Raw genomic sequence first — 20,876 nt, 5'->3', positions numbered from 1 at the left:
ATTCCTTAAGCTTCTCTAAATATAGTGGGGGATTTTAGTGCTACTGAACCAGACCTCTAGTGGGCTTTATTCACCTAGACACTTAAGTTAAATTCTACGGGGTAGATCTTTTTAATGGTAATGAACTAAGCGACAGAGATCTCAGTTACAATGTCGACTAAATTTGTTTTGCATTGCTGCTCGCTTTTACAAGCCGATTCGTGATAAGTAATGCAAATAGTTTTATTGAGAAATTGTTCATTTCACTAGCACTTTTCGACAAGTATTTGGAAGTAACTTATGCATATTCACATCTTAGGGATTTGTGGCACTTTTATGGGTGGTGCCGCTGTTTTAGCTCGTCAATTGGGTCATAAAGTGACAGGAAGCGATGCTAATGTTTATCCACCTATGAGCACGCTTTTAGAATCCCAAGGCATTGAGATTATTGAAGGGTTTGATCCTCAGCAGTTAGAACCAAGACCAGATTTAGTGGTGATTGGAAATGCGATGAGCCGCGGTAACCCATGTGTCGAATATGTACTGAACAACAATCTAAAATACACGTCTGGACCCCAGTGGCTACAAGAGTTCTTACTGCATGATCGTTGGGTTCTAGCAGTGTCTGGGACACACGGTAAAACGACCACATCGAGCATGTTAGCTTGGATTTTAGAAGACTGTGGTTATGCCCCAGGCTTTTTGGTGGGAGGGGTACTTGGCAACTTTGGCATCTCAGCCCGCTTAGGTGAGAGTATGTTTTTCGTGGTCGAAGCTGATGAGTATGACAGTGCTTTTTTCGATAAGCGTTCTAAGTTTGTTCATTACCATCCAAGAACCTTAGTCATGAACAACTTAGAGTTTGATCATGCGGATATTTTTGATGATTTAGAGGCAATTAAGCGTCAATTTCATCATTTGGTACGCACTGTTCCAAGCAATGGTCGAATTTTCTCTCCAAGGCAAGACGCTGCCATTGAAGATGTACTGGAACGTGGTTGTTGGAGTGAAACTGAATACAGCAGTGAAGCTTCATTGAATCAAGAAACTGATACTTTAGTGAATCAGCCTAGTGAAGAAAGTCTGAATGATTGGCGTGCTGAAAAGTTAGTTAAAGATGGTTCTCAATTTAATGTCTACTTCCAAAATGAAAAAGTCGGAACGGTAGATTGGGACCTTGTTGGTGACCACAATGTAAATAATGCATTGATGGCAATTGCAGCGGCTCGTCATGTGGGCGTTACTCCCGACCTAGGCTGTGAATCTCTTGCCAAGTTTATTAATACGAAGCGTCGTTTAGAATTAAAAGGCGAAGTTGCGAAGGTGAAGGTGTATGACGATTTTGCTCATCACCCTACAGCAATTGAACTTACTTTAGGTGGGTTACGTAATAAGGTGGGTGATAAGAAAATTATCGCGGTTCTGGAACCTCGCTCTGCCACGATGAAGCGAGGTGTTCATAAAGAGACATTAGCTGACTCTTTAAAGCAAGCTGATTCCACGTACTTGTTCCAGCCTGATAATATTGATTGGTCAGTTCAAGATATTGCTGACGCATGTCATCAACCCGCTTATGTGAGTAATGATATGGATGCTTTCGTATCAAGAATCGTTGCTGAAGCACAACCACAAGACCAAATACTTGTGATGAGTAATGGTGGCTTTGGCGGTATCCATCAAAAGTTACTGGATGCACTTGCAAGCAAGAATTAACACTCACCATAGAATTATTAATAAGAAGTAATTGAGATCATGACGACAAAGAATAAAGCCATCACATTAGCTTTTACTGGCGCTTCTGGCGCCCCTTATGGCTTACGTTTATTAGAGTGTTTACTTGCTGCTGATTATCAAGTGTATCTACTCATTTCTTCTGCGGCTCGCGTAGTCATGGCAACGGAACATGATATTAAATTGCCAGCGGGTCCAGACGCAGCAAAAGCAGTGCTGGTTAAGCACTTAAATTGCGAGCCTGAAAAGCTGATTGTATACGGCAAGGATGATTGGTTTTCGCCTGTTGCATCCGGCTCTGCTGCACCGAAACAAATGGTAGTGTGCCCATGTTCAGCAGGAAGTGTTGCGTCTATCTCTCATGGAATGTCAGATAATTTGATTGAACGGGCAGCCGATGTAGTGATGAAAGAGCGTGGGCAATTATTGCTGGTGGTAAGAGAAACTCCATTTTCTACGCTGCATTTAGAGAACATGCATAAGTTATCCACTATGGGTGTGACTATTATGCCCGCTGCTCCGGGTTTTTATCATCAACCTAAGACCATTGAAGATCTGGTGGATTTTATGGTGGCGAGAATTTTGGATCACCTTGGTGTTGAGCAAGGTTTAGTGCCACGTTGGGGATATGATCAACGCAAGTAACGGGATCGTTATAGCTTATTGAGTCAATTCCAATTACAATCCAAATCACTCATCGGGGAGCGAAGCATTCGATTTATGAATGTTAGCTGAGATCAAGTTTAACCTTGGGACCCGTAAACCTGAACCAGATAATGCTGGCGTAGGAATTGAGTTAGGATCCTACCTATTTATCCTCCCTCAAACCTGTGCCGCTCAAGACCATGGAGAGCGTCCAGTGAAATTTGCATTAACTACTCTTGCTTTAGCAACAGTGACTTCATTTTCAGCTTTAGCTGCTGATAGTACACTAGCGGCTAACAGTACATTAACGGTGTATACCTACGATTCTTTTGCTGCTGATTGGGGACCTAGACCAGCAGTAGAAAAAGCATTTGAAGCGCAGTGTGGCTGTGATGTTAACTTTGTTGCTTTAGAAGATGGCGTGTCTATTTTAAATCGACTGCGTCTTGAAGGTGGCAATAGTAAGGCTGACATCATTTTAGGTTTAGATAACAACCTGATGGCTGAAGCGAAAAAAACAGGTTTATTGGCTGAGCATAAAGTAGATACTTCTGCTGTTACTCTGCCTAATGGTTGGAGCGATAATACGTTTGTACCGTTCGACTTTGGTTACTTTGCTTTTGTTTACAATAAAGAAAAGCTAGAAAACCCGCCAAAAAGCTTAAAAGAATTAGTTGAGCAACGTGATGACCTTAAAGTGATTTATCAAGATCCTCGCACCTCAACACCTGGTCAAGGTTTAATGCTTTGGATGAAGTCTGTGTATGGTGACGACACGACTCAAGCATGGAAACAGCTAGCGAAAAAGACAGTAACCGTGACGAAAGGTTGGTCTGAAGCTTACTCTATGTTTTTAGAGGGTGAATCTGATTTAGTGCTTTCTTACACGACGTCACCTGCTTATCACATTATTGCAGAAAGCGACTCAAAATACGCAGCTGCTAATTTTGCTGAAGGTCATTACACCCAAGTTGAAGTTGCCGCAAAAGTGAAAGGCAGCAAAAATGAAAAGCTTGCTGACGAATTCATGCAGTTCATTTTAAGCGATGGCTTCCAATCAGCCATGCCAACCGGAAATTGGATGTACCCAGTGACTGGCGTTAAATTACCTGAAGGCTTTGAAGCGTTGACAGTGCCAAGTAATGCACTGAGCTTTTCTTCAGATGAAGTAGCAGAAAATCGTAAGACTTGGATCCGTGAATGGCAAAGTGCTTTAACATTTTAATCGTTCTTTTTGGTTCTCAAGTGAAACATTTTTAACGGAGCGACATGTTAAATTCGATTCCAAAGATTGGCTTATGGGTTGCGTTACTCATTGCCACTTTTGTTATCTCATCAGTAGGGGCATTGCTTAGCAATGCCCCTTCTCTTGATATAAGCCAAGTATGGTCAGACCCTTACTATTGGCATGTAACAAAGTTCAGTTTCTATCAAGCTACACTTTCGATGGTATTAAGTGTGCTTTTKGCTATTCCTGTTGCTCATGCTTTATCTCGCCGTCAGTTCCCTGGGCGAAGTATTTTATTGCGGCTTTTTGCCTCTACCTTAGTTCTTCCTGTTCTCGTTGGTGTGTTTGGGATTCTAGCTATTTATGGCAACAGTGGTTGGTTGGCTAAAGGGCTCGCTCAATTTGATATTAAACTCCCATTTTCAATCTACGGTCTAAATGGCATTTTGCTTGCGCATGTCTTTTTCAATTTGCCTTACGCTAGCCGGCTTTTATTACAAGCGATTGAGACGGTGCCTGCAGAACAGCACAAGCTGTGTGCTCATTTAGGAATGACGCATTGGGATAAGTTTAAATGGGTAGAATGGCCTAGGTTACGCCAGCAGCTTCCTCATGTATGCGGCTTAGTGTTTATGCTGTGCTTTACTAGTTTTGCAACTGTTATGGCATTAGGTGGCGGTCCGAAATCGACCACTATTGAACTCGCCATTTATCAAGCGATTAAGTTTGATTTTGATTTACAGGCGGGAGCGATATTGGCAATTTGGCAAATGCTATTGTGCGGTGTCCTCGCGATCAGTATTCAACGCCTCTCTAAACCGATCTCTGTTACTCCTAGCCAACAGTCTGATGATAAGTATTTAGTGAAAGATACTTATTGGTCAAAAGGGTGGGATAGCTTTTGGATCATAGCTGTTTCACTGCTTGTGCTACCACCTTTGGTCATGGTCATCATTAGTGGTATTAATGCGCAAGGTTTTAATGTCTTAACCAGTGCGCCTTTTTGGAACGCTCTTGGAACATCATTAAAAGTGGCCGTGCTTGCCAGTACTATTGCGATGATCATTGGTATCGCGATCCTTATAACTAGCCGAGCTTGGCGTCTGCATGGCAAAAACTTCAAAGCCGATAAAATTGAATTAGTGGGCACCATTATTTTGGTGACACCAGGGCTAGTGATCAGTACTGGTTTATTCTTGTTACTTCGATCATTTACCGATGTTTTTAGCTTAGCCTTTTTCGTTGTGGTTGCGGTAAACAGTTTAATGGCATTGCCTTATGTGATTAAAACCCTTGCGCAACCCATGTTGCACCTCGCTCAGCAATATCAATACTTATGTCCAAGTTTGGGTATGACGGGACTGACTCGATTCAGGTTAGTGGAATGGCGAGCGTTACGAAAGCCGATGGCACAAGCGTTTGCGATTAGTTTTATGTTAGCTATAGGCGACTTAAGCGCAATTGCTTTATTTGGCAGTCATGATTTTAGAACGTTACCTTTGTATTTATTCCAATTGCTAGGCAGTTATCAAATGGAGGCGGCTGCGGTGGTTTCTGTGAGTTTATTGCTACTGAGTGTGGGCAGTTTTAGTCTGATTGAATTTTTATTTACTCGAAACTCAAATTCTAACGCGAAAGAATTAAGGAACCGATAATGTTAGTGATGAAAGAGGTGGACTACCACTATCACCGAGAGTTGTTTCGCTTTGACTTTCAAGCTGAGCAGGGCGACATTGTCGCGTTGATGGGACCGAGCGGTGCCGGAAAGTCCACACTATTGGCGCTGGTTGCTGGGTTTATCGAGCCTACATCGGGTGAGATCTCTGTGGCAGGGCAATCGCTTATTGGTAAGGAAGCGCATCAACGTCCATTGGCTATGCTGTTTCAAGAACACAACCTGTTTGCCCACCTCACGGTACGTGAAAATATTGGCTTAGGGTTGCATCCGGGTTTAAAGCTTACAGTAACCCAAAAGCTCGAAGTTGAGCAGGCTGCAGCACAAGTTGGAGTGGCGGAATATTTAGATAGATTGCCGGAGCATTTATCTGGCGGTCAGCGTCAGCGTGTCGCGCTTGCCCGCTGTTTTGTTCAGCCTCATGATATCTGGTTACTTGATGAACCTTTCTCAGCACTTGACCCTTTGCTTCGTGAGGAAATGCTTAACCTAGTGAAGCGATTAGCGGCAGAGCGAAATATTACGGTCTTGATGGTGACTCACCATTTAGGTGATGCACGCAGTATCGCGAATAAGTTTGTTTTTGTGGCACTCGGTAAGGTGCTGGTTGAAGACTCGATAGAGGTACTGACGGCTGATCATTCCCAGCAAGAATTGAGCTCATTTGTTAAAGCGGGTGAGTGACGACTGAACTTTGATAGTCAATACATATTGAGGCTAAGTACATCTTAATACTTCAGTACATATCGATATTAAGCACTTCTAAAACCAAAAGACCTAGCATGTGCTAGGTCTTTTATTATCTTTCTGAGTAAAGAGGGGCGAAGGTTAGTCGCCTAGTTTTAACTCTTTTAAGATTTGGAAAATCTCACGAGAAGACTTGGCTGGCTTATTCGCTGATTTCTCTTTGTTAGCTTGGCGAGCGAGCTGGCGAAGACGCTGACGGTCTGCTTCAGGGTACATGTCCATCACTTCTGAAATAGCTTTATCGCCTTCAGCAACAACGCGGTCACGCAGTTGTTCTAGTTTGTGCAGTTCAACTGTTGCTTGAGAGTGTTTGTTGCGAATCTTATCTAAAGCAGCTTGAATTGGCTCAGGATCTACATTGCGCATTACTTTACCAATGTATTGAAGTTGACGTCGCTTTGCTTCGTTCTTAAAGCGCTGTGCATCTTTAATCGCTAAAGCCAGATCTTCAGACAAAGGAAACTTATCAAGAATCGAAGGCTTTAATTCAACAAGCTCTTCTCCCAGCTTTTGCAGGGCGTCCATGTCCGTTTTCATTTCTGTCTTACTTACCCAGATGATTTCTTCTTCTGGTTCCCATGGGGCTTTTTGGTTTTTGCGAGCCATCTTTTCTGCCTATATCACTATCTCAAACGAATATACGCCTATTTTAGCAAGAATCTTGGGGAGAATGCGAAATTCTTGTTATCCTAACGAATATTGATACTTAAAATTAGATTAGATATGGATGTGAAACAGCAAGTCGCTCAGCAACGTGTTGAGTTAGAAGCCGCAGTAGCGAAAGCATTAGACATGGCATCAGTCAGCTCAGACGCAGCTGAAGTCGCAATAACTAAATCAACGGGATTAAGTGTTTCTACTCGCATGTGTGAAGTGGAAAACGTTGAATTTAATAGTGATGGTGCGCTTGGTATTACTGTTTATCGCGGTCAGAAGAAAGGCAGCGCATCAACATCTGATCTTAGTGAAAAAGCTATCGCTCAGACTGTTGCTGCTGCATTAGATATTGCTCAGTACACTTCTGAAGACCCATATGCAGGTCCTGCACCGAAAGAATTAATGGTTCAAGAGATTCCAGATCTTGATTTATTCCACCCTGATGAACCTAATCCTGATGTTGCCGCTGAAATTGCGATTGCAGCTGAAAGACAAGCTTTAGCTTATAGTGACAAAATTAAGCAAAGTGATGGTGCAAGCTACGATAGCCATTATGGCGTGAAGGTTTATGGTAATAGCCATGGATTATTAGCAAGCTATGCTTCAAGTCGTCACAGCACGAGCTGTTGTGTGATTGGTGAAGGTGCAAATGGCGAAATGGAACGAGACTACAGCTATACGCTTGCTCGTCACCGTGATGATTTGTGGACGCCTGAGCGTGTTGGTCAAGAAGCGGCAGAAAAAACCGTTAGCCGTTTAGATGCAAGAAAGCTCGCTACAGGTAAATACCCGATCATGTTTGCTCCTGATGTTGCAACAGGTCTAGTTGGTCATTTAGTGATGGCTATCAGTGGTGGCAATCTATATCGCAAGTCTTCATTTTTATTGGATCACCTAGGCAAGCAAATTTTACCAGAGTGGTTTAACATTTCTGAAAAGCCACATGTATTACGCGGTTTAGCTTCTAGCCCTTTTGATAGTGAAGGCGTCTTCACTCAAGACCGTGAGATCATTACTGATGGTGTGTTAGCGACTTATCTACTGACAAGCTACGCTGCGCGTAAAATGGATATGACTTCAACAGGTCACGCTGGTGGTATTCATAACTGGTTCGTTAAATCGACAGGTCAGAACTTTGAGCAAATGCTTAAAGAACTGGGTACGGGCTTCCTTGTTACAGAAGTAATGGGGCAGGGCGTGAATACAGTGACAGGCGATTATTCTCGTGGCGCTGCTGGTTTCTGGGTAGAAAACGGTGAGATTCAATATCCAGTATCAGAAGTAACGATTGCGGGTAATTTAAAAGACATGTTCACCCAAATAGTCGCTGTGGGTAATGACGTGGAAACGCGTTCACAAATACAAACAGGTTCTATTTTATTGGAATCAATGAAGGTTGCTGGCGAGTAAGTTAGAAACTTTAAATAAAGAAAAGGGAGCGATTATGCTCCCTTTTTTGTGTTTGGTATTCAGTGCTTGGTCGTGAGGGCTTGTTTATTAATATTTAAAACTTGGTATTGCCTTAAGTGCATTCTCTAAATGAACGAGTTAAATGGCTCAGCTAGATAGATGAGCCAAGTACGATAAATTTAGATAAGAATCGTTGCTAACCCTAGGAATACCGATAAGCCAATCACATCAGTCACTGTTGTAAGCGCCATACCGCCAGCGAGTGCAGGGTCGATATTCATTTTCTTTAGCATGACAGGAATTGTTACCCCTGCTATACCTGCAACAATTAAATTGGTCATCATTGCCGCGGAGATGATCCCGCCCAGTATCCAGTTACCTTTCCAAGCAACCACAATACCACCAATGATCACCGCCCAAAGTACACCGTTTAGAAAACCAATTGCCGCTTCTTTTAGCAGTAGTTCACGTTTGTTACTGTCACCGATGTGACCCAGAGCTAAACCACGGATCACTAGCGCGACCGTTTGGTTACCCGCAACACCACCCATAGAAGGAACAATCGTCATCAATACGGCAATGGCGGCCATTTGATTTAAAGTGGCTTCAAACATATTGGAAACCGAGGCTGCCGCTAGTGCTGCTAGTACGTTCGCGCCCAGCCAGACACTTCGACGACGTGCTGATTTTACTACTGGTGCAAAGGTATCTTCGTCATCATCCATACCCGCCATACTCATCATGGAGTGCTCGGCATCTTCACGAATTACGTCGACAACATCATCGATCGTAATACGACCGACTAGGTGCTGATTTTCATCTACAACCGGAGCTGAAACCCAGTTTCGACGTTCAAAAAGGCTGGCGATATCAGACGCGCTAGTTTCAACAGCAATGGCTTCGTCGGCATTCTCCATGACTTCAGAAACTTGAACATCAGGCTGAGTGGTAATCAGTGCCGTAATAGATAAATTACCGATTAGTCGATTGTCTTCATCGATGACATAAAGAGCATCTGTTGCATCAGGCAATTCACCGCGCATTCGCATATAACGAAGTACAACATCGATATCGACATCACCACGGATGGTGACAACATCGGTGTTCATCAATGCCCCTGCAGAATCTTCCGGGTAAGACAGTGCGGTTTCGACAAGAGCTCGATCAACTGAGTCCATTTGAGACAGGACTTCACGAGATACATCATCAGGTAAGCTTCGAAGTACGTAGGCAACATCGTCGGTTTCCATACCTTCAGTTGCTTCTGCGAGCGTTTCGGGTGCCATTTTTGACACCAACGCATCTTTTACGTCTTCGTTAAGTTCATCAAGAATCTCACCGTAGTCTTCAGGGTCTGTGAGTTGCCAAAGTACTTCACGACTTTTTCGCGGAGATGCTTCTAAAAGGTGTGCGATATCTTCAGGTTCCATATCCTGAAGTTGTCGGCGTACATGGACAAAACGACCGTTTTCTAAGGCTTCACTGACTTCTTGTAGGGTTTGGTGAGCTTGGTCAAATTCTAGTTGTTCGGCCATTCTGCCCCCTAAGTCGTTATTATTACAATGTTTCGAATAGTAACTTAATTCTAGCCCTTATTTAATAAGAACTTATTACGTTAGGGAATTAAATTGAGAATAATTGAAGTGCGAATATGAAGGAGCTGACGGGATGTAAATACATAGAAAAGATGGGGCTACTCACCCTCATCAAATTTATCTTCAATTAAATGACAAACTGCATCCAACGCTTCTTGAGCATCGACTCCTGACGCCTGAATTGTGATGTTCTGCCCTTGAGCTGATTCGAGCATTAAGAGTCCCATCACGCTGTCTGCTGTAGCCGTCTTGTCTTCTTCGCTATGGACGGTAATGGTCGCAGTATAGCTCTGTGCCAATTCGACAAGCTTTACTGCGGCTCTCGCATGTAAACCAAGTCGATTTTGTATTAATACGGTTCGCGTGAGTTCCATGCTTAGTCTCTATTTGTTTTTTTCTAAAGAGGCGTGTCTGATCTGTACTTGATGACCGAGTTCAGAGAAGTACTCACCAATTTTTTGAGTTAGGTAGACCGAACGGTGTTTACCACCAGTGCAACCTATCGCGACGGTTAAGTAGCTGCGGTTGTTTTTCTCTAACATAGGTAGCCACTGCTCAACAAAACCTTGGATCTGCTGCTTGAGTTCAATCACTTCTTTGTGTTTTTCGAGAAATGAATGGATGGGAGCATCGAGACCTGTCATTGGGCGTAAAGCCGGTTCCCAATGTGGATTTGGTAAGAATCGAACATCGAAGACATAATCAGCGTCGCTTGGAAGACCATATTTAAATCCAAACGATTGAAATACTATGATGAGATCTTGTTTCTCTTTGCCTTCAATTTTGAAACGAACGGTTTCGCTTAACTCATAGAGGGTTTGATTACTGCTATCTAAAACGAGGTTAGCTTGCTCAATGAGTGGAGATAGAAGTGTTTTTTCAAGCTCAATAGCTTGATCAAGAGAAAGCTTTTCAGAGCTGAGTGATAACGGGTGAATACGGCGTGTTTCGCTGTAGCGTTTGAGTAAGGTTGTTTTGTCTGCATCTAAAAATAGAACATCGACATCTATGTCGTTCGATGCCTTTATCTGGTCGAGAGCGTCTGAAACTAATGTCGGCTCTTTAGGCAAGTTACGGATATCAATACTGACCGCTACGTTTTGGTTACTGTCTTTGATGGAAGAAACAAAGGCACTAAGCAGAGCAACAGGCAAGTTATCAACGCAGTAATAGCCTAAGTCTTCTAAAACACGAAGCGCCACACTTTTTCCTGCACCAGACTGACCGCTAACAACGATTAATCTCATCTTATCACTCGCAGGTTTGCACATTAGTCATGATCTCATAAAGCTCTTGATCGCTCTGGGCGTTACGGAGCTGTTTCAAGGTTTGTTTATCATTGAGCCTTTCTGCCATGCAAGAAAGCGTTTTGAGGTGCTCCTTACATTGTTCACTGGGAACCAGCAGTGCAAATAAAAGATCTACAGGTCGGTTATCGATAGCATCAAACTCGATAGGATCTTGGCATTGTAATAAAACTGCGATGGCTTTATCGCTAGCATTCATACGCGCATGTGGAATGGCGATACCATTACCAATGCCTGTACTACCCATTTTTTCACGGCTTAGCATGCATTCAAAAAGTTCAGTAGAATCTTGCCCACTGTTTTCTGCTGCTATTTGGCTGATTAGCTCTAGGGCTCTTTTTTTACTGGTGCATTGAACTGCACTTTTGGTGCAGTTCAATGAAAGTACTTCGCTTAATTGCATGTTAGTGACTACTTAACTTTTCTTTGTGCTTATTGAGTTGGCGAACGAGTTTGTCGACTAAAGCATCTATAGCTGCATACATGCTTTCATCGGTCGCAGTAGCATGGATGTCATGTTGATTGACATGCAATGTTGCTTCTGCAATTTGGTTTACTTTCTCAACTCGTAATACAACTTGAATGCTATTGATATGATCAAAGAAACGTTCAAGTTTTTCGAATTTAGAGTGAACATAGTCTTGCATTGAATCGGTAAGATCAACGTGGTGGCCTTGGATATTGATTTGCATAGACTTTCCTTTTCAGTTGGGTGCCTGGTTTTAACTAATTAAGCTAGCTTATAACAGGCGTTTACGCTGACTCGAGGGGGAAATGCCCAGGGATTCACGGTATTTTGCTATCGTCCGTCTAGCTACCTGAATTCCTTGGTCAGCCAGTAAGGCAGCAATTTTGCTATCGCTAAGAGGCTTGGCTGTATTTTCAGCCGCCACCAACTTTTTGATTAAAGCGCGAATTGCTGTAGATGAACACTCTCCGCCATTATCTGTACTGACATGGCTAGAGAAGAAATATTTTAGTTCGAAGATGCCGCGTGGGGTATGCATGAACTTTTGAGTGGTGACTCGAGAGATCGTAGATTCATGCATGTCGACATCTAAAGCCACATCATTTAGTACCATTGGTTTCATGGCTTCTTCACCATATTCAAAGAAACCATGTTGATGTTCAACAATACACCTTGATACTTTGAGTAAAGTTTCATTTCGGCTTTCTAGGCTTTTAATTAGCCACTTTGCTTCTTGTAAATTTGAGCGTATGTATTGACTGTCGGCACTGTTGCCTTTACCCAATTGAGCATATTGCTGATTTACTTTTAATTTAGGAATGCTATCTGGATTGATGGTTACTAGCCATTTTCCATGATCTTTAAATACAGATACATCTGGCACAACGTATTCAGTTTCATCGGGTGTGATTTTGCTACCAGGTCTTGGATCGAGTTGTTGAATCAGCTGCAGAACTTCACGTAGTTCTGTTTCTTTTAGCTTGGTTTCTTTAATAACCAGCTTATAGTCTCGGTTACCAAGTTGGTCGATATGATTGGATAAAACCAGTTTAGCTTCATTCAACCAAGGCGTTTCTTCAGGGAAGGTCGCCAGTTGAAGTAATAAACAGTCTTGTAGATTTATGGATGCAACACCGAGAGGATCAAATTGTTGAACGCGTTTACGAACGGCTTCGATCTCATCAAGTTCAACTTCTTCACTATTGAAACTTTCTAAAATATCTTCAAGTGAAACCGTTAAGTAACCGTGGTCATCAACGGCATCAATTAGCGCTAGAGCAATCGTTCGGTCGGTTTCACTAAAAGGGGTCAGGTCGAGTTGCCATAATAAATAGTCGTGAAGGCTTTCGGTTGTTTCACCTTGATAAACTGGCATGTCGTCATCAATAGCAATACCGGTATTACCTGTATTGGAGGTGTAAACATCTTCCCAGGTAGTATCTATTTCTAGTTCATTACCAATTTCAGATTTTTCGATAAGGTCTGAGCTATCAGGTAAGTCGGGCTCAGATGTTGCTTCTGGAGTGTCTGCTGAGTTTTCCTTTGCTTCACTTGTGGCTTTGTCATCAGTTGAAGGCGTATCTTCACCACCTTCTTCCACATCAAGTAATGGGTTTGACTCTAACGCTTCTTGAATTTCTTGCTGTAAATCCAGAGTCGACAATTGTAACAAGCGAATGGCTTGCTGCAATTGAGGCGTCATAGCTAACTGTTGGCCAAGCTTAAGTTGTAATGAGGGTTTCATTCAGTAGTACTTACCTAATTATTATTTTTAGACTTTCTTGATGCTCTCTATCTAATCATAGACGGAATTGTTCACCTAGATAAACTTGTTTTACTTGTTCGTTATTGAGAACGTCTTCAGGTGTTCCTTCAGCAATAAGATGACCTTGGCTCACGATGTATGCTTTTTCACATACGTCTAATGTTTCGCGTACGTTATGGTCAGTAATGAGAACGCCTAAGCCTCTATCTCGCAAATGCTCAATGATTTTTTTGATATCAATGACGGAGATTGGGTCAACACCAGCGAAAGGTTCATCAAGTAAAATGAACTGCGGGTTTGCTGCAAGTGCTCTTGCGATTTCAACTCGGCGTCGTTCTCCACCTGATAGCGCCATGCCTGCACTGGTTCTGATGTGCTGGATATGGAATTCTTCAAGAAGATCTTCAAGCTTATCTTGTCGCTGTTCATGAGTCAGTTCATCACGAGTCTGTAGAACCGACATAATATTATGTTCAACGGAAAGCTTACGAAATATGGATGCTTCTTGCGGCAAATAACCAATACCTAAACGCGAACGGCTATGCATAGGCAAAATACTGATGTCATTATCATCAATGCTGATAGTACCTTCATCACGAGCAACCAGACCTACAATCATATAGAAAGAGGTAGTTTTACCCGCACCATTAGGTCCGAGTAAGCCGACAATTTGCCCTGACTCGACTTGCAAGCTTACATCAGTAACAACTTTCCGTTTGCTGTATGTTTTCGCGAGATTTTGTGCTTTTAGTATTGCCATAATTATTGGTCACTTGCGCCGTTATTTGTTCACTTGAGTTGGCTGTAATACCGTTGTTACTCGCTCATCTTTATCACTATCAGCAACGAGCTTTTGTGACGAAATTTGGTAAGTAATGCTTGAACCGCTAATGGTATTTCCATCTTGGGACAGTTGCGCATTCTTAGTCATGATTAACTTATCGGTTTGTAGCTGGTAGTTTAGATTATTGGCTTGCCCATCCAGTGTTTTCCCATCGTCTGTGAGCTGAGAAAATGTCGCTGGTATGCCAAACGCATTAATAGCAGCGATCTCACCAGTAGTGGCGTCTCGAGTTACAACTATTTTATCGGCATTTATATTAATGCTGCCTTGCTTCAGCTTTACATCGCCTTGAAAAGTGACTTTATTACTTTTCATATCAAGCTGCTGACTGTCTGAATCAATGTAAACAGGCTGCTCAGTATCTGAAGTTAACGCTAAAGCGTTAGGTGACGCAAAAGCAAAGGCAAGTAGGCTAAGGTGTAAGAGTTTCATATCTACCTTGGACAGTATTTAAGAGGGTTGCAGTGTTGCTATCGAAATTACCTTCCATAGCTTGTCCCTCTGTTTCAAATAATGGACCGATCATGTGAACTGCCGTTTCTGATCTAAAATCTCGATTTTTCAACTCAATTGCAAGCTTGTTAGTTGTCATTGTATCAAAGCTTGCTTCTGGTAATAGGTTCTTAATGGCAACATTATCATAGAGTGTTAGCTCTTGCTCTTCACTCATCACAGCACGCCTTGCGGTTACTTGCCATTCAATCGTATGACCATCTCGAAAGACCGATAAAATCGGGTTTTCAAAAATAGTATCGCCACTTTTTGAAAAGTATTCTAAATGGCTCGATTCAATTTCGTAACTGCGTATGCCTTGTTGGTTATAGGTAATATTGTCTAGATTTTTTCCGCTAAAAATAGGCAATTCTAAATTTGGAGCGACCTGTATTGTATGACCCTGAGATTTATCATACAAATAATATGTAGACCAAGAACACACAAAGACTAGTATTAAATAGATAATACGAGGCAAAGTCATATGCTTAAGCCTTTATGCATATCAAGTTCATTTCTTGCTTGTAAGATCAGGTCGCAGACTTCGCGAACCGCGCCATGACCGCCGTTAATACTGGTAACGTAGTTAGCGCGTTGTGCTAATAAAGGGTGACCATCGGCAACGCAGACCTTTAAACCAACCTGTTCCATGACTGGCCAATCGATCAAGTCATCCCCAATGTAACCAGTGTGTTCCGGTGCAACCGATAACTTGGTGCAAATGTCTTGGTAAGCTTTTACTTTGTCATCTTGACCTTGGTAAATGAGCTTAATACCAAGCGCGTTCATTCTGTTTTCGACAATCTGTGATTTTCGACCTGTGATGATGGCGATTTCAATTCCTGCATTCATTAAAGATTTAACACCATAGCCATCACGGGTATGGAAGGTTTTTAATTCCTCACCATTATTTCCCATATAGATACGACCGTCAGAAAAAACACCATCTACGTCGCAGATCAGTAGCTTAATGTCTTTTGCGATATTGAATACGGTAGCGTCAACTTCGCCATATAATGTTTGAACAAATTGAGTCATTACATTACTCCTGCTTTTAATAGGTCATGCATATTTAGCGCACCGACAAGCTTTCCTTCATGACATAACATGAGACCATTGATGCTTTTATCTTGCATAAGGTTTAAACCTTCAACCGCTAGCATGTTTGGCTCAGCTACGGTTGGCTTCGATGTCATTACTTCACCGATGGCGGTGGTGTGAATATCTATACGCTTATCGAGGATGCGTCTTAAATCTCCATCCGTAAATATTCCGACCATATTACCTGTGTTATCAACAATCGCAGTCATCCCCAGACCTTTTTGGGAAATTTCTAATAAGGCATCACGAACTAATGCTTCAGGAGCTACAACTGGCAGGGCTTCACCCGTATGCATGATGTCTTCTAATTTTAACAGTAACTTTCTGCCTAGCGCACCACCTGGGTGTGATAGGGCGAAGTCTTCAGCAGTGAAGCCTCTTGCTTGAAGCAAAGCAACTGCAAGAGCATCTCCCATAACCAGTGTGGCTGTTGTGCTTGTTGTTGGAGCTAAACCAAGTGGGCAAGCTTCTGCTGGAACCGTTATTTGTAAATGAATATCTGCGAGTTTTGCCATGTTTGAGTTTGGCTTGCCCGTCATGCTCAATATTTGGATATCTAACCGCTTAAGAACAGGGAAAAGGCTCAAGATCTCTCCTGACTCTCCGGAGTTAGAGATGGCAAGTACAATATCACCGGGTTCAATCATTCCAAGATCACCATGAGCGGCTTCCCCTGGGTGAACAAAAAATGCTGAAGTACCGGTGCTGGCAAGTGTTGCCGCTATCTTTTTGCCTATGTGTCCAGATTTCCCCATCCCCATAACAACTACTTTGCCTTTGTTATTAAGGATAAGCTCACAAGCTTGGCAAAACTGGTCATTAAAATACTGTTCCAGTTGAGTTAGACCTGCAACCTCGGTCTCTAATACTTGTTTAGCGACACTGCGATAATCGAAAGACTTAGGCATCAAATACTCCAGAAAATTAGGTTTTGTTCGTTGTATAAGGCGTGATTAAGCCGTCATATTCATTAGCAAGTAACCTTGGTATGCAAGGAACAGTGTGACTAGAATGCCACCTTCTATACGATTAACGCTACGAGATTTACCAAGCGCCATAAGTACAAGTAATAAAGAAACGCCTAGCATGACCCAAAAATCACGACCCATTGCAAATTCACTGAGAATGGATGGGTTTAAAATACCTGGGATGCCCATTACCGCTAGGATGTTGAATACATTAGAACCAATGATATTACCTACGGCCATGTCGTCTTCACCCTTCATAACACCCGCTAGAGAAGCGGCTAATTCAGGTAAACTTGTGCCAATAGCAATGATCGTTAGACCGATAACTAGATCACTCATACCAAAGTATTTTGCGATAACCACGGCGTTATCGACAAGCATGTCGGCAGCTAGCGGAAGAATAATCAAACCAATCACTACCCACATAATGGCTTTTGGATTACTTACTCCTTCAGGGACTTCTGATTCTTGCTCATCAACAAAAGCATCGCCATTGACTTTTTCTTTACGGCTAATCTGTAACATAGCAATTAAGAATGCGGCAAAAAGCACAAACAAAAGAACGCCTTCATAGAAACCAAGGTGATTATCCCATAATAGAGCACCGGCTAATAAGGTGACACCAATCATAAGGGGAAGTTCTCTGCGAATAACACCAGAGCTGATTGAAAGCGGTTTAATGAGAGCGGTAATACCTAATATAAGGGCGATATTTGCAATGTTAGAACCAAGAACGTTACCAACCGCAGTATCCGTTTTTCCATCTAAAGCCGCGGTAGCTGAAACCATCATTTCAGGAGCCGAAGAACCCATAGCTAAAATTGTCATACCAATAACAAGAGGTGAAATACCTACGTTACGAGCAAGAGCAGCAGCACCATATACAAGCTTATCTGCACTCCAAACTAAAAAAACAAGACCGACAATTAGAAACGCGATGGCTTCAAGCATGATGATTCCTACAAATGAGTTAAATGGGGGTAATTAACCGCTAATTTTGACTTGTTGCTAAGTAAAAGGGAAGTCACTGTTTCAATTAATTGTTGGTTTGCTGTAAACAAACTTAATCGCTTTTAAAAATAATCATGAATTTTATTATTTAGAAGAGGTTGGATGAGCACTAGAATAAATCGAACAGTGCTTTTAATTATTATACATAGTGCTTATCATGAACCGAATTATCGATGCTTTTTAGATCAAGGATAGAGCCATACTATGAGAAATAATGAACTCGTTAGAGTAGAGAACTTAACTTTCTCTCGCGGCGAACGAACTATTTTTGATGACATTAGCCTACTCGTACCCAAAGGCAAGATCACTGCGATCATGGGCCCATCCGGTATAGGTAAAACAACTTTGCTGCGTATTATTGGCGGTCAATTACCTCCTGATACGGGGAAAGTGTGGTTTGATGGAGATAATATCCCATCACTGTCACGCCGAAATCTATATCAAGCCCGTAAAAAAATGAGCATGCTGTTTCAATCAGGTGCGCTTTTTACGGATCTAACGGTATTTGATAATGTCGCATTTCCACTCCGCGAACATACGGATTTAAGTGAGAAGTTCATTGACTCGATTGTTAAGCTTAAACTTGAGGCGGTAGGGCTTCGTGGCGCTGCGCAACTAATGCCAAGTGAGCTTTCTGGTGGTATGGCAAGGCGTGCGGCTCTAGCTCGTGCTATTGCGCTAGATCCTACTCTTATTATGTACGATGAACCTTTTGTTGGGCAGGACCCTATTACGATGGGAGTTTTAGTTAAACTTATCCGCAGCTTGAACCAAGCACTTGATTTGACATCTATCGTGGTTTCACATGACGTTCCTGAAGTGATGAGTATTGCCGACCTTGTCTATTTACTCGCTGATGGAAAAGTCATCGCGAGTGGCTCCCCAGAGGAACTACGTCAAAGTAACGATCCAAGGGTGCAGCAATTCTTACAAGGTGACGCGGATGGCCCAGTGCCTTTCCGTTTCCCCGCTCAGAGTATTGAAAAGGACTTGTTCTAAAATGATCTCCAATTATATCGCGAGCGTTGGACAAAGAGCATTAGCCATTTGTGAAGCTTTTGGGCGAGCAAGTCTAATGTTATTCGGAGCCCTGGTTGGCGTTCCTCGTTTAAAAAACTTCCCTCTATTAGTTAAGCAGCTTTACAGCGTAGGCGTGCAGTCCCTCGCGATTATTATCGTATCTGGACTTTTTATCGGAATGGTTTTGAGTTTACAAGGCTACGTGATTCTTATCGATTATGGTGCTGAAGGTAGCCTTGGACAAATGGTGGCATTATCGTTATTACGTGAGCTAGGACCGGTTGTGACGGCTTTGCTTTTTGCCGGTCGTGCTGGTTCAGCTTTAACTGCCGAAATTGGTTTGATGAAAGCAACTGAGCAATTGTCTAGCTTAGAAATGATGGCAGTGGATCCCTTAAAGCGTGTAATTGCACCTCGTTTATGGGCTGGATTAATTTCAATGCCACTACTTGCTATGATCTTTATGGCCGTAGGGATTTGGGGCGGTCAACTTGTCGGTGTTGACTGGAAAGGAATTGATCATGGTAGTTTTTGGTCTGCGATGCAGTCTTCTGTTGAGTTAGGTAGAGACATAGGCAACAGCTTAATTAAGTGTATGTTCTTTGCTATTACAGTGACTTGGATCGCTCTATTTAATGGTTACGATGCAATACCTACTTCTGAAGGTATTAGCCGCGCAACCACACGCACTGTTGTGCACTCTTCTCTAGCTGTATTGGGGCTAGATTTTGTTCTTACAGCATTGATGTTCGGGAATTAATCATGCAACAAACACGAAAATTAGAATTATGGGTCGGTACTTTTGTTATCGCCGGAATTTGCGCAATCTTAATCATGATTTTTCAAGTCGCTGACGTAAAAGGTCTTGGTTCAAACCATACTTACTCTTTAAAGGCGACATTCGACAATATTGGTAGCTTAAAAGTGCGTTCACCTGTCAAAGTTGGCGGTGTGGTTGTAGGCCGTGTTACGAGTATCGAATTAGATAGCGAGAGTTACTTACCAGTTGTAAATCTTTCTATTGATTCGAAATATTCGCAATTCCCAGAAACTTCAAGTGCGAAGATTCTGACTTCAGGGTTGATCGGCGAGCAGTACATTAGCTTAGTGCCAGGTTTTGTCTTTGAAGGTGAAGAAATGCTAGTCGATGGTGACTTTATTGAAGACACTAAATCCGCTTTAGTACTTGAAGACCTGATAGGTCAGGTTTTGTACAGCGTTGGCGGCTCAGAAGAAACGACAAAGGAATAATGACATGCTGAAGAAATTATTTATTACCCTGACGGCTCTGCTCTTTTCTGTGAATGTTTTTGCAGAGTCGACTGATAAAAAAGAAACGATAGATAAAACTCAGCCTTATCACATGATGAAGCAAGTCGCTGACCAAGCTTTTTCTCGATTGAAAGATGAGCAAGTTAATATTCAGAACGATCCTGAATTATTGAAAGTCATTGTTGAAGAAGAGTTGATGCCATACGTCAATTCTCAGTATGCGGCGTTAAAACTATTAGGACCCAATTTAAAAGGTGCGGATAAAAAAGACGTACGTATTTTTATTGATGCTTTTTATGGCTATCTAGTGACATCGTATGCGCAAGTTTTGACTCAGTACACTGACCAAAAAATTGAATTTGGACCAGAAACTAAGTTAAAAGAAAGCAGCCGTATTACTAGCATAAAAGTCGATATCATTGCGGCTCCACGTCCTAATATCAAACTTGAATTTAAATTACGTAAAGATAAAAAATCTGGTGAGTGGAAAGCTTTTGATATGATTGCGGAAGGCATTAGCTTACTTTCTAGCAAGCAATCTGAATGGAACAGTAAAATACGCCAGCAGGGTATTGTTTCAGTTGCACAAGATCTAGATCGTTTGGCGCAACAGCCAATTCGTTTTGAAGGGGCTAAGTAATGTCACATCCTCAATGGAAATCAATCAGCATTGATACGTTTCAGCTCTCGGGGGATTTAGACAGAGAGTCAGTTCCATTGCTATGGTTAACATTGGAGAGTTGGAAAACGGCTGAATCTGAAGTTCAAGTCGACTTAAATCAAGTAAATCGCATTGATTCGGCTGGAATGGTGATGCTAATTCACTTAATAGAGCATGCAAAAAATCAAAACTGTCATATAATGCTCAGTTTCGTGCCAGAACAATTACGAACGTTGTTCCAATTGAGCAATATCCAGCCATTGATGGCAAAACACTTAAAAGATTAGGCAGGAGCTATT

General features: G+C 42.2%; 24 protein-coding genes and 1 riboswitch. Of the genes, 11 read left to right on the top strand and 13 right to left on the bottom strand.

Annotation, left to right across the window (positions count from 1 at the left end):
- Positions 1–279 precede the first annotated feature (279 nt).
- From mpl to thiQ, 5 genes are all read left to right on the top strand, one after another.
- Positions 280–1,692, top strand: a complete 1,413-nt coding sequence (gene mpl, locus L4C37_RS18735; RefSeq protein WP_429769415.1) for a UDP-N-acetylmuramate:L-alanyl-gamma-D-glutamyl-meso-diaminopimelate ligase — start codon at positions 280–282, stop codon at positions 1,690–1,692.
- A gap of 39 nt (positions 1,693–1,731) precedes the next feature.
- Positions 1,732–2,355, top strand: coding sequence for a flavin prenyltransferase UbiX (locus tag L4C37_RS18730; RefSeq protein ID WP_429769414.1), 624 nt, complete (start codon positions 1,732–1,734; stop codon positions 2,353–2,355).
- A gap of 43 nt (positions 2,356–2,398) precedes the next feature.
- A riboswitch (TPP riboswitch) is annotated at positions 2,399–2,518 on the top strand.
- Between the two features lie 51 nt (positions 2,519–2,569).
- On the top strand, positions 2,570–3,580 hold the full coding sequence (thiB, locus tag L4C37_RS18725) for a thiamine ABC transporter substrate binding subunit (RefSeq protein ID WP_137375175.1): 1,011 nt from the start codon (positions 2,570–2,572) through the stop codon (positions 3,578–3,580).
- A 44-nt stretch (positions 3,581–3,624) separates the two neighbouring features.
- Positions 3,625–5,238 (top strand): thiamine/thiamine pyrophosphate ABC transporter permease ThiP, encoded by a 1,614-nt coding sequence (gene thiP / locus L4C37_RS18720; protein ID WP_429769413.1) that lies wholly within the window; start codon positions 3,625–3,627, stop codon positions 5,236–5,238.
- Entirely contained in the window at positions 5,238–5,942 is a 705-nt protein-coding gene (gene thiQ / locus L4C37_RS18715) for a thiamine ABC transporter ATP-binding protein (RefSeq protein WP_137375177.1), read from the top strand. The genes thiP and thiQ overlap by 1 nt, the downstream gene beginning before the upstream one ends.
- Before the next feature lie 144 nt (positions 5,943–6,086).
- On the opposite strand, the gene yjgA is transcribed toward thiQ, so the two are convergent.
- On the bottom strand, positions 6,087–6,611 hold the full coding sequence (gene yjgA, locus L4C37_RS18710; RefSeq protein ID WP_137375178.1) for a ribosome biogenesis factor YjgA: 525 nt from the start codon (positions 6,609–6,611) through the stop codon (positions 6,087–6,089).
- A gap of 117 nt (positions 6,612–6,728) precedes the next feature.
- Here yjgA and pmbA point away from each other — a divergent pair, with 117 nt between their 5' ends.
- Positions 6,729–8,072: a metalloprotease PmbA gene (gene pmbA, locus L4C37_RS18705; RefSeq protein WP_137375179.1), complete on the top strand. Its 1,344-nt coding sequence runs from the start codon at positions 6,729–6,731 to the stop codon at positions 8,070–8,072.
- A gap of 179 nt (positions 8,073–8,251) precedes the next feature.
- On the opposite strand, the gene mgtE is transcribed toward pmbA, so the two are convergent.
- From mgtE to L4C37_RS18645, 12 genes are all read right to left on the bottom strand, one after another.
- Positions 8,252–9,607: a magnesium transporter gene (mgtE, locus tag L4C37_RS18700; RefSeq protein WP_429769412.1), complete on the bottom strand. Its 1,356-nt coding sequence runs from the start codon at positions 9,605–9,607 to the stop codon at positions 8,252–8,254.
- Positions 9,608–9,765: 158 nt separating this feature from the next.
- The gene (locus tag L4C37_RS18695) at positions 9,766–10,041 is read right to left on the bottom strand and encodes an HPr family phosphocarrier protein (RefSeq protein WP_137375181.1); all 276 of its coding nucleotides are present in this window, start codon (positions 10,039–10,041) and stop codon (positions 9,766–9,768) included.
- A gap of 9 nt (positions 10,042–10,050) precedes the next feature.
- Positions 10,051–10,914 carry an RNase adapter RapZ gene (gene rapZ / locus L4C37_RS18690; protein WP_137375182.1) on the bottom strand — a complete coding sequence of 288 codons (864 nt, stop codon included), beginning with the start codon at positions 10,912–10,914 and terminating at the stop codon, positions 10,051–10,053.
- A gap of 4 nt (positions 10,915–10,918) precedes the next feature.
- A complete protein-coding gene (ptsN, locus tag L4C37_RS18685) occupies positions 10,919–11,377 on the bottom strand; it encodes a PTS IIA-like nitrogen regulatory protein PtsN (protein WP_137375183.1) in 459 nt (152 codons plus the stop codon).
- Between the two features lies 1 nt (position 11,378).
- Positions 11,379–11,666, bottom strand: a complete 288-nt coding sequence (gene hpf / locus L4C37_RS18680) for a ribosome hibernation promoting factor (RefSeq protein ID WP_137375184.1) — start codon at positions 11,664–11,666, stop codon at positions 11,379–11,381.
- A 48-nt stretch (positions 11,667–11,714) separates the two neighbouring features.
- Complete coding sequence (locus L4C37_RS18675) at positions 11,715–13,187, bottom strand: RNA polymerase factor sigma-54 (protein ID WP_137375185.1); 1,473 nt, start codon at positions 13,185–13,187, stop codon at positions 11,715–11,717.
- A gap of 55 nt (positions 13,188–13,242) precedes the next feature.
- Positions 13,243–13,968 (bottom strand): LPS export ABC transporter ATP-binding protein, encoded by a 726-nt coding sequence (gene lptB / locus L4C37_RS18670; RefSeq protein WP_137375186.1) that lies wholly within the window; start codon positions 13,966–13,968, stop codon positions 13,243–13,245.
- Between the two features lie 21 nt (positions 13,969–13,989).
- Entirely contained in the window at positions 13,990–14,484 is a 495-nt protein-coding gene (gene lptA / locus L4C37_RS18665) for a lipopolysaccharide transport periplasmic protein LptA (RefSeq protein WP_137375187.1), read from the bottom strand.
- Positions 14,465–15,028 carry an LPS export ABC transporter periplasmic protein LptC gene (gene lptC, locus L4C37_RS18660; RefSeq protein WP_429769411.1) on the bottom strand — a complete coding sequence of 188 codons (564 nt, stop codon included), beginning with the start codon at positions 15,026–15,028 and terminating at the stop codon, positions 14,465–14,467. The genes lptA and lptC overlap by 20 nt, the downstream gene beginning before the upstream one ends.
- Complete coding sequence (kdsC, locus tag L4C37_RS18655) at positions 15,025–15,582, bottom strand: 3-deoxy-manno-octulosonate-8-phosphatase KdsC (RefSeq protein ID WP_429769410.1); 558 nt, start codon at positions 15,580–15,582, stop codon at positions 15,025–15,027. The genes lptC and kdsC overlap by 4 nt, the downstream gene beginning before the upstream one ends.
- Positions 15,582–16,553: an arabinose-5-phosphate isomerase KdsD gene (gene kdsD, locus L4C37_RS18650; RefSeq protein ID WP_429769409.1), complete on the bottom strand. Its 972-nt coding sequence runs from the start codon at positions 16,551–16,553 to the stop codon at positions 15,582–15,584. Before kdsD ends, kdsC begins: the two co-directional genes overlap by 1 nt.
- A gap of 45 nt (positions 16,554–16,598) precedes the next feature.
- Complete coding sequence (locus L4C37_RS18645) at positions 16,599–17,564, bottom strand: calcium/sodium antiporter (RefSeq protein WP_273296849.1); 966 nt, start codon at positions 17,562–17,564, stop codon at positions 16,599–16,601.
- Positions 17,565–17,828: 264 nt separating this feature from the next.
- Between L4C37_RS18645 and mlaF the strand changes: the two genes are divergently transcribed.
- The 5 genes from mlaF to L4C37_RS18620 are packed head-to-tail and all read left to right on the top strand — an operon-like array spanning position 17,829 to position 20,864.
- Positions 17,829–18,623 carry a phospholipid ABC transporter ATP-binding protein MlaF gene (mlaF, locus tag L4C37_RS18640; protein ID WP_273296848.1) on the top strand — a complete coding sequence of 265 codons (795 nt, stop codon included), beginning with the start codon at positions 17,829–17,831 and terminating at the stop codon, positions 18,621–18,623.
- Position 18,624: 1 nt separating this feature from the next.
- On the top strand, positions 18,625–19,404 hold the full coding sequence (gene mlaE, locus L4C37_RS18635) for a lipid asymmetry maintenance ABC transporter permease subunit MlaE (RefSeq protein WP_273296847.1): 780 nt from the start codon (positions 18,625–18,627) through the stop codon (positions 19,402–19,404).
- Between the two features lie 2 nt (positions 19,405–19,406).
- The gene (gene mlaD, locus L4C37_RS18630; protein WP_429769408.1) at positions 19,407–19,895 is read left to right on the top strand and encodes an outer membrane lipid asymmetry maintenance protein MlaD; all 489 of its coding nucleotides are present in this window, start codon (positions 19,407–19,409) and stop codon (positions 19,893–19,895) included.
- A 4-nt stretch (positions 19,896–19,899) separates the two neighbouring features.
- Positions 19,900–20,556, top strand: coding sequence for an ABC transporter substrate-binding protein (locus L4C37_RS18625; protein ID WP_429769407.1), 657 nt, complete (start codon positions 19,900–19,902; stop codon positions 20,554–20,556).
- Entirely contained in the window at positions 20,556–20,864 is a 309-nt protein-coding gene (locus L4C37_RS18620; RefSeq protein ID WP_137375196.1) for an STAS domain-containing protein, read from the top strand. The genes L4C37_RS18625 and L4C37_RS18620 overlap by 1 nt, the downstream gene beginning before the upstream one ends.
- Positions 20,865–20,876: the final 12 nt, after the last annotated feature.

This window comes from Vibrio kagoshimensis, from assembly GCF_050337535.1.
In the GTDB taxonomy this organism is placed as follows: domain Bacteria; phylum Pseudomonadota; class Gammaproteobacteria; order Enterobacterales; family Vibrionaceae; genus Vibrio; species Vibrio gallaecicus.
This window is presented reverse-complemented; position numbering and strand designations above follow the sequence as displayed.

What these genes read in the sequence shown, in the direction of transcription:
- L4C37_RS18730 (WP_429769414.1), top strand. Translation starts at nt 1,732, where the DNA reads ATGACGACAAAGAATAAAGCCATCACATTAGCTTTTACTGGCGCTTCT.
- lptC (WP_429769411.1), bottom strand. Translation starts at nt 15,028, where the DNA reads ATGACTTTGCCTCGTATTATCTATTTAATACTAGTCTTTGTGTGTTCT.
- L4C37_RS18675 (WP_137375185.1), bottom strand. Translation starts at nt 13,187, where the DNA reads ATGAAACCCTCATTACAACTTAAGCTTGGCCAACAGTTAGCTATGACG.
- pmbA (WP_137375179.1), top strand. Translation starts at nt 6,729, where the DNA reads ATGGATGTGAAACAGCAAGTCGCTCAGCAACGTGTTGAGTTAGAAGCC.
- kdsC (WP_429769410.1), bottom strand. Translation starts at nt 15,582, where the DNA reads ATGACTCAATTTGTTCAAACATTATATGGCGAAGTTGACGCTACCGTA.
- L4C37_RS18695 (WP_137375181.1), bottom strand. Translation starts at nt 10,041, where the DNA reads ATGGAACTCACGCGAACCGTATTAATACAAAATCGACTTGGTTTACAT.
- hpf (WP_137375184.1), bottom strand. Translation starts at nt 11,666, where the DNA reads ATGCAAATCAATATCCAAGGCCACCACGTTGATCTTACCGATTCAATG.
- lptA (WP_137375187.1), bottom strand. Translation starts at nt 14,484, where the DNA reads ATGAAACTCTTACACCTTAGCCTACTTGCCTTTGCTTTTGCGTCACCT.
- lptB (WP_137375186.1), bottom strand. Translation starts at nt 13,968, where the DNA reads ATGGCAATACTAAAAGCACAAAATCTCGCGAAAACATACAGCAAACGG.
- kdsD (WP_429769409.1), bottom strand. Translation starts at nt 16,553, where the DNA reads ATGCCTAAGTCTTTCGATTATCGCAGTGTCGCTAAACAAGTATTAGAG.
- mgtE (WP_429769412.1), bottom strand. Translation starts at nt 9,607, where the DNA reads ATGGCCGAACAACTAGAATTTGACCAAGCTCACCAAACCCTACAAGAA.
- mlaF (WP_273296848.1), top strand. Translation starts at nt 17,829, where the DNA reads ATGAGAAATAATGAACTCGTTAGAGTAGAGAACTTAACTTTCTCTCGC.
- ptsN (WP_137375183.1), bottom strand. Translation starts at nt 11,377, where the DNA reads ATGCAATTAAGCGAAGTACTTTCATTGAACTGCACCAAAAGTGCAGTT.
- mpl (WP_429769415.1), top strand. Translation starts at nt 280, where the DNA reads ATGCATATTCACATCTTAGGGATTTGTGGCACTTTTATGGGTGGTGCC.
- L4C37_RS18625 (WP_429769407.1), top strand. Translation starts at nt 19,900, where the DNA reads ATGCTGAAGAAATTATTTATTACCCTGACGGCTCTGCTCTTTTCTGTG.
- mlaD (WP_429769408.1), top strand. Translation starts at nt 19,407, where the DNA reads ATGCAACAAACACGAAAATTAGAATTATGGGTCGGTACTTTTGTTATC.
- mlaE (WP_273296847.1), top strand. Translation starts at nt 18,625, where the DNA reads ATGATCTCCAATTATATCGCGAGCGTTGGACAAAGAGCATTAGCCATT.
- rapZ (WP_137375182.1), bottom strand. Translation starts at nt 10,914, where the DNA reads ATGAGATTAATCGTTGTTAGCGGTCAGTCTGGTGCAGGAAAAAGTGTG.
- L4C37_RS18620 (WP_137375196.1), top strand. Translation starts at nt 20,556, where the DNA reads ATGTCACATCCTCAATGGAAATCAATCAGCATTGATACGTTTCAGCTC.
- thiQ (WP_137375177.1), top strand. Translation starts at nt 5,238, where the DNA reads ATGTTAGTGATGAAAGAGGTGGACTACCACTATCACCGAGAGTTGTTT.
- L4C37_RS18645 (WP_273296849.1), bottom strand. Translation starts at nt 17,564, where the DNA reads ATGCTTGAAGCCATCGCGTTTCTAATTGTCGGTCTTGTTTTTTTAGTT.
- yjgA (WP_137375178.1), bottom strand. Translation starts at nt 6,611, where the DNA reads ATGGCTCGCAAAAACCAAAAAGCCCCATGGGAACCAGAAGAAGAAATC.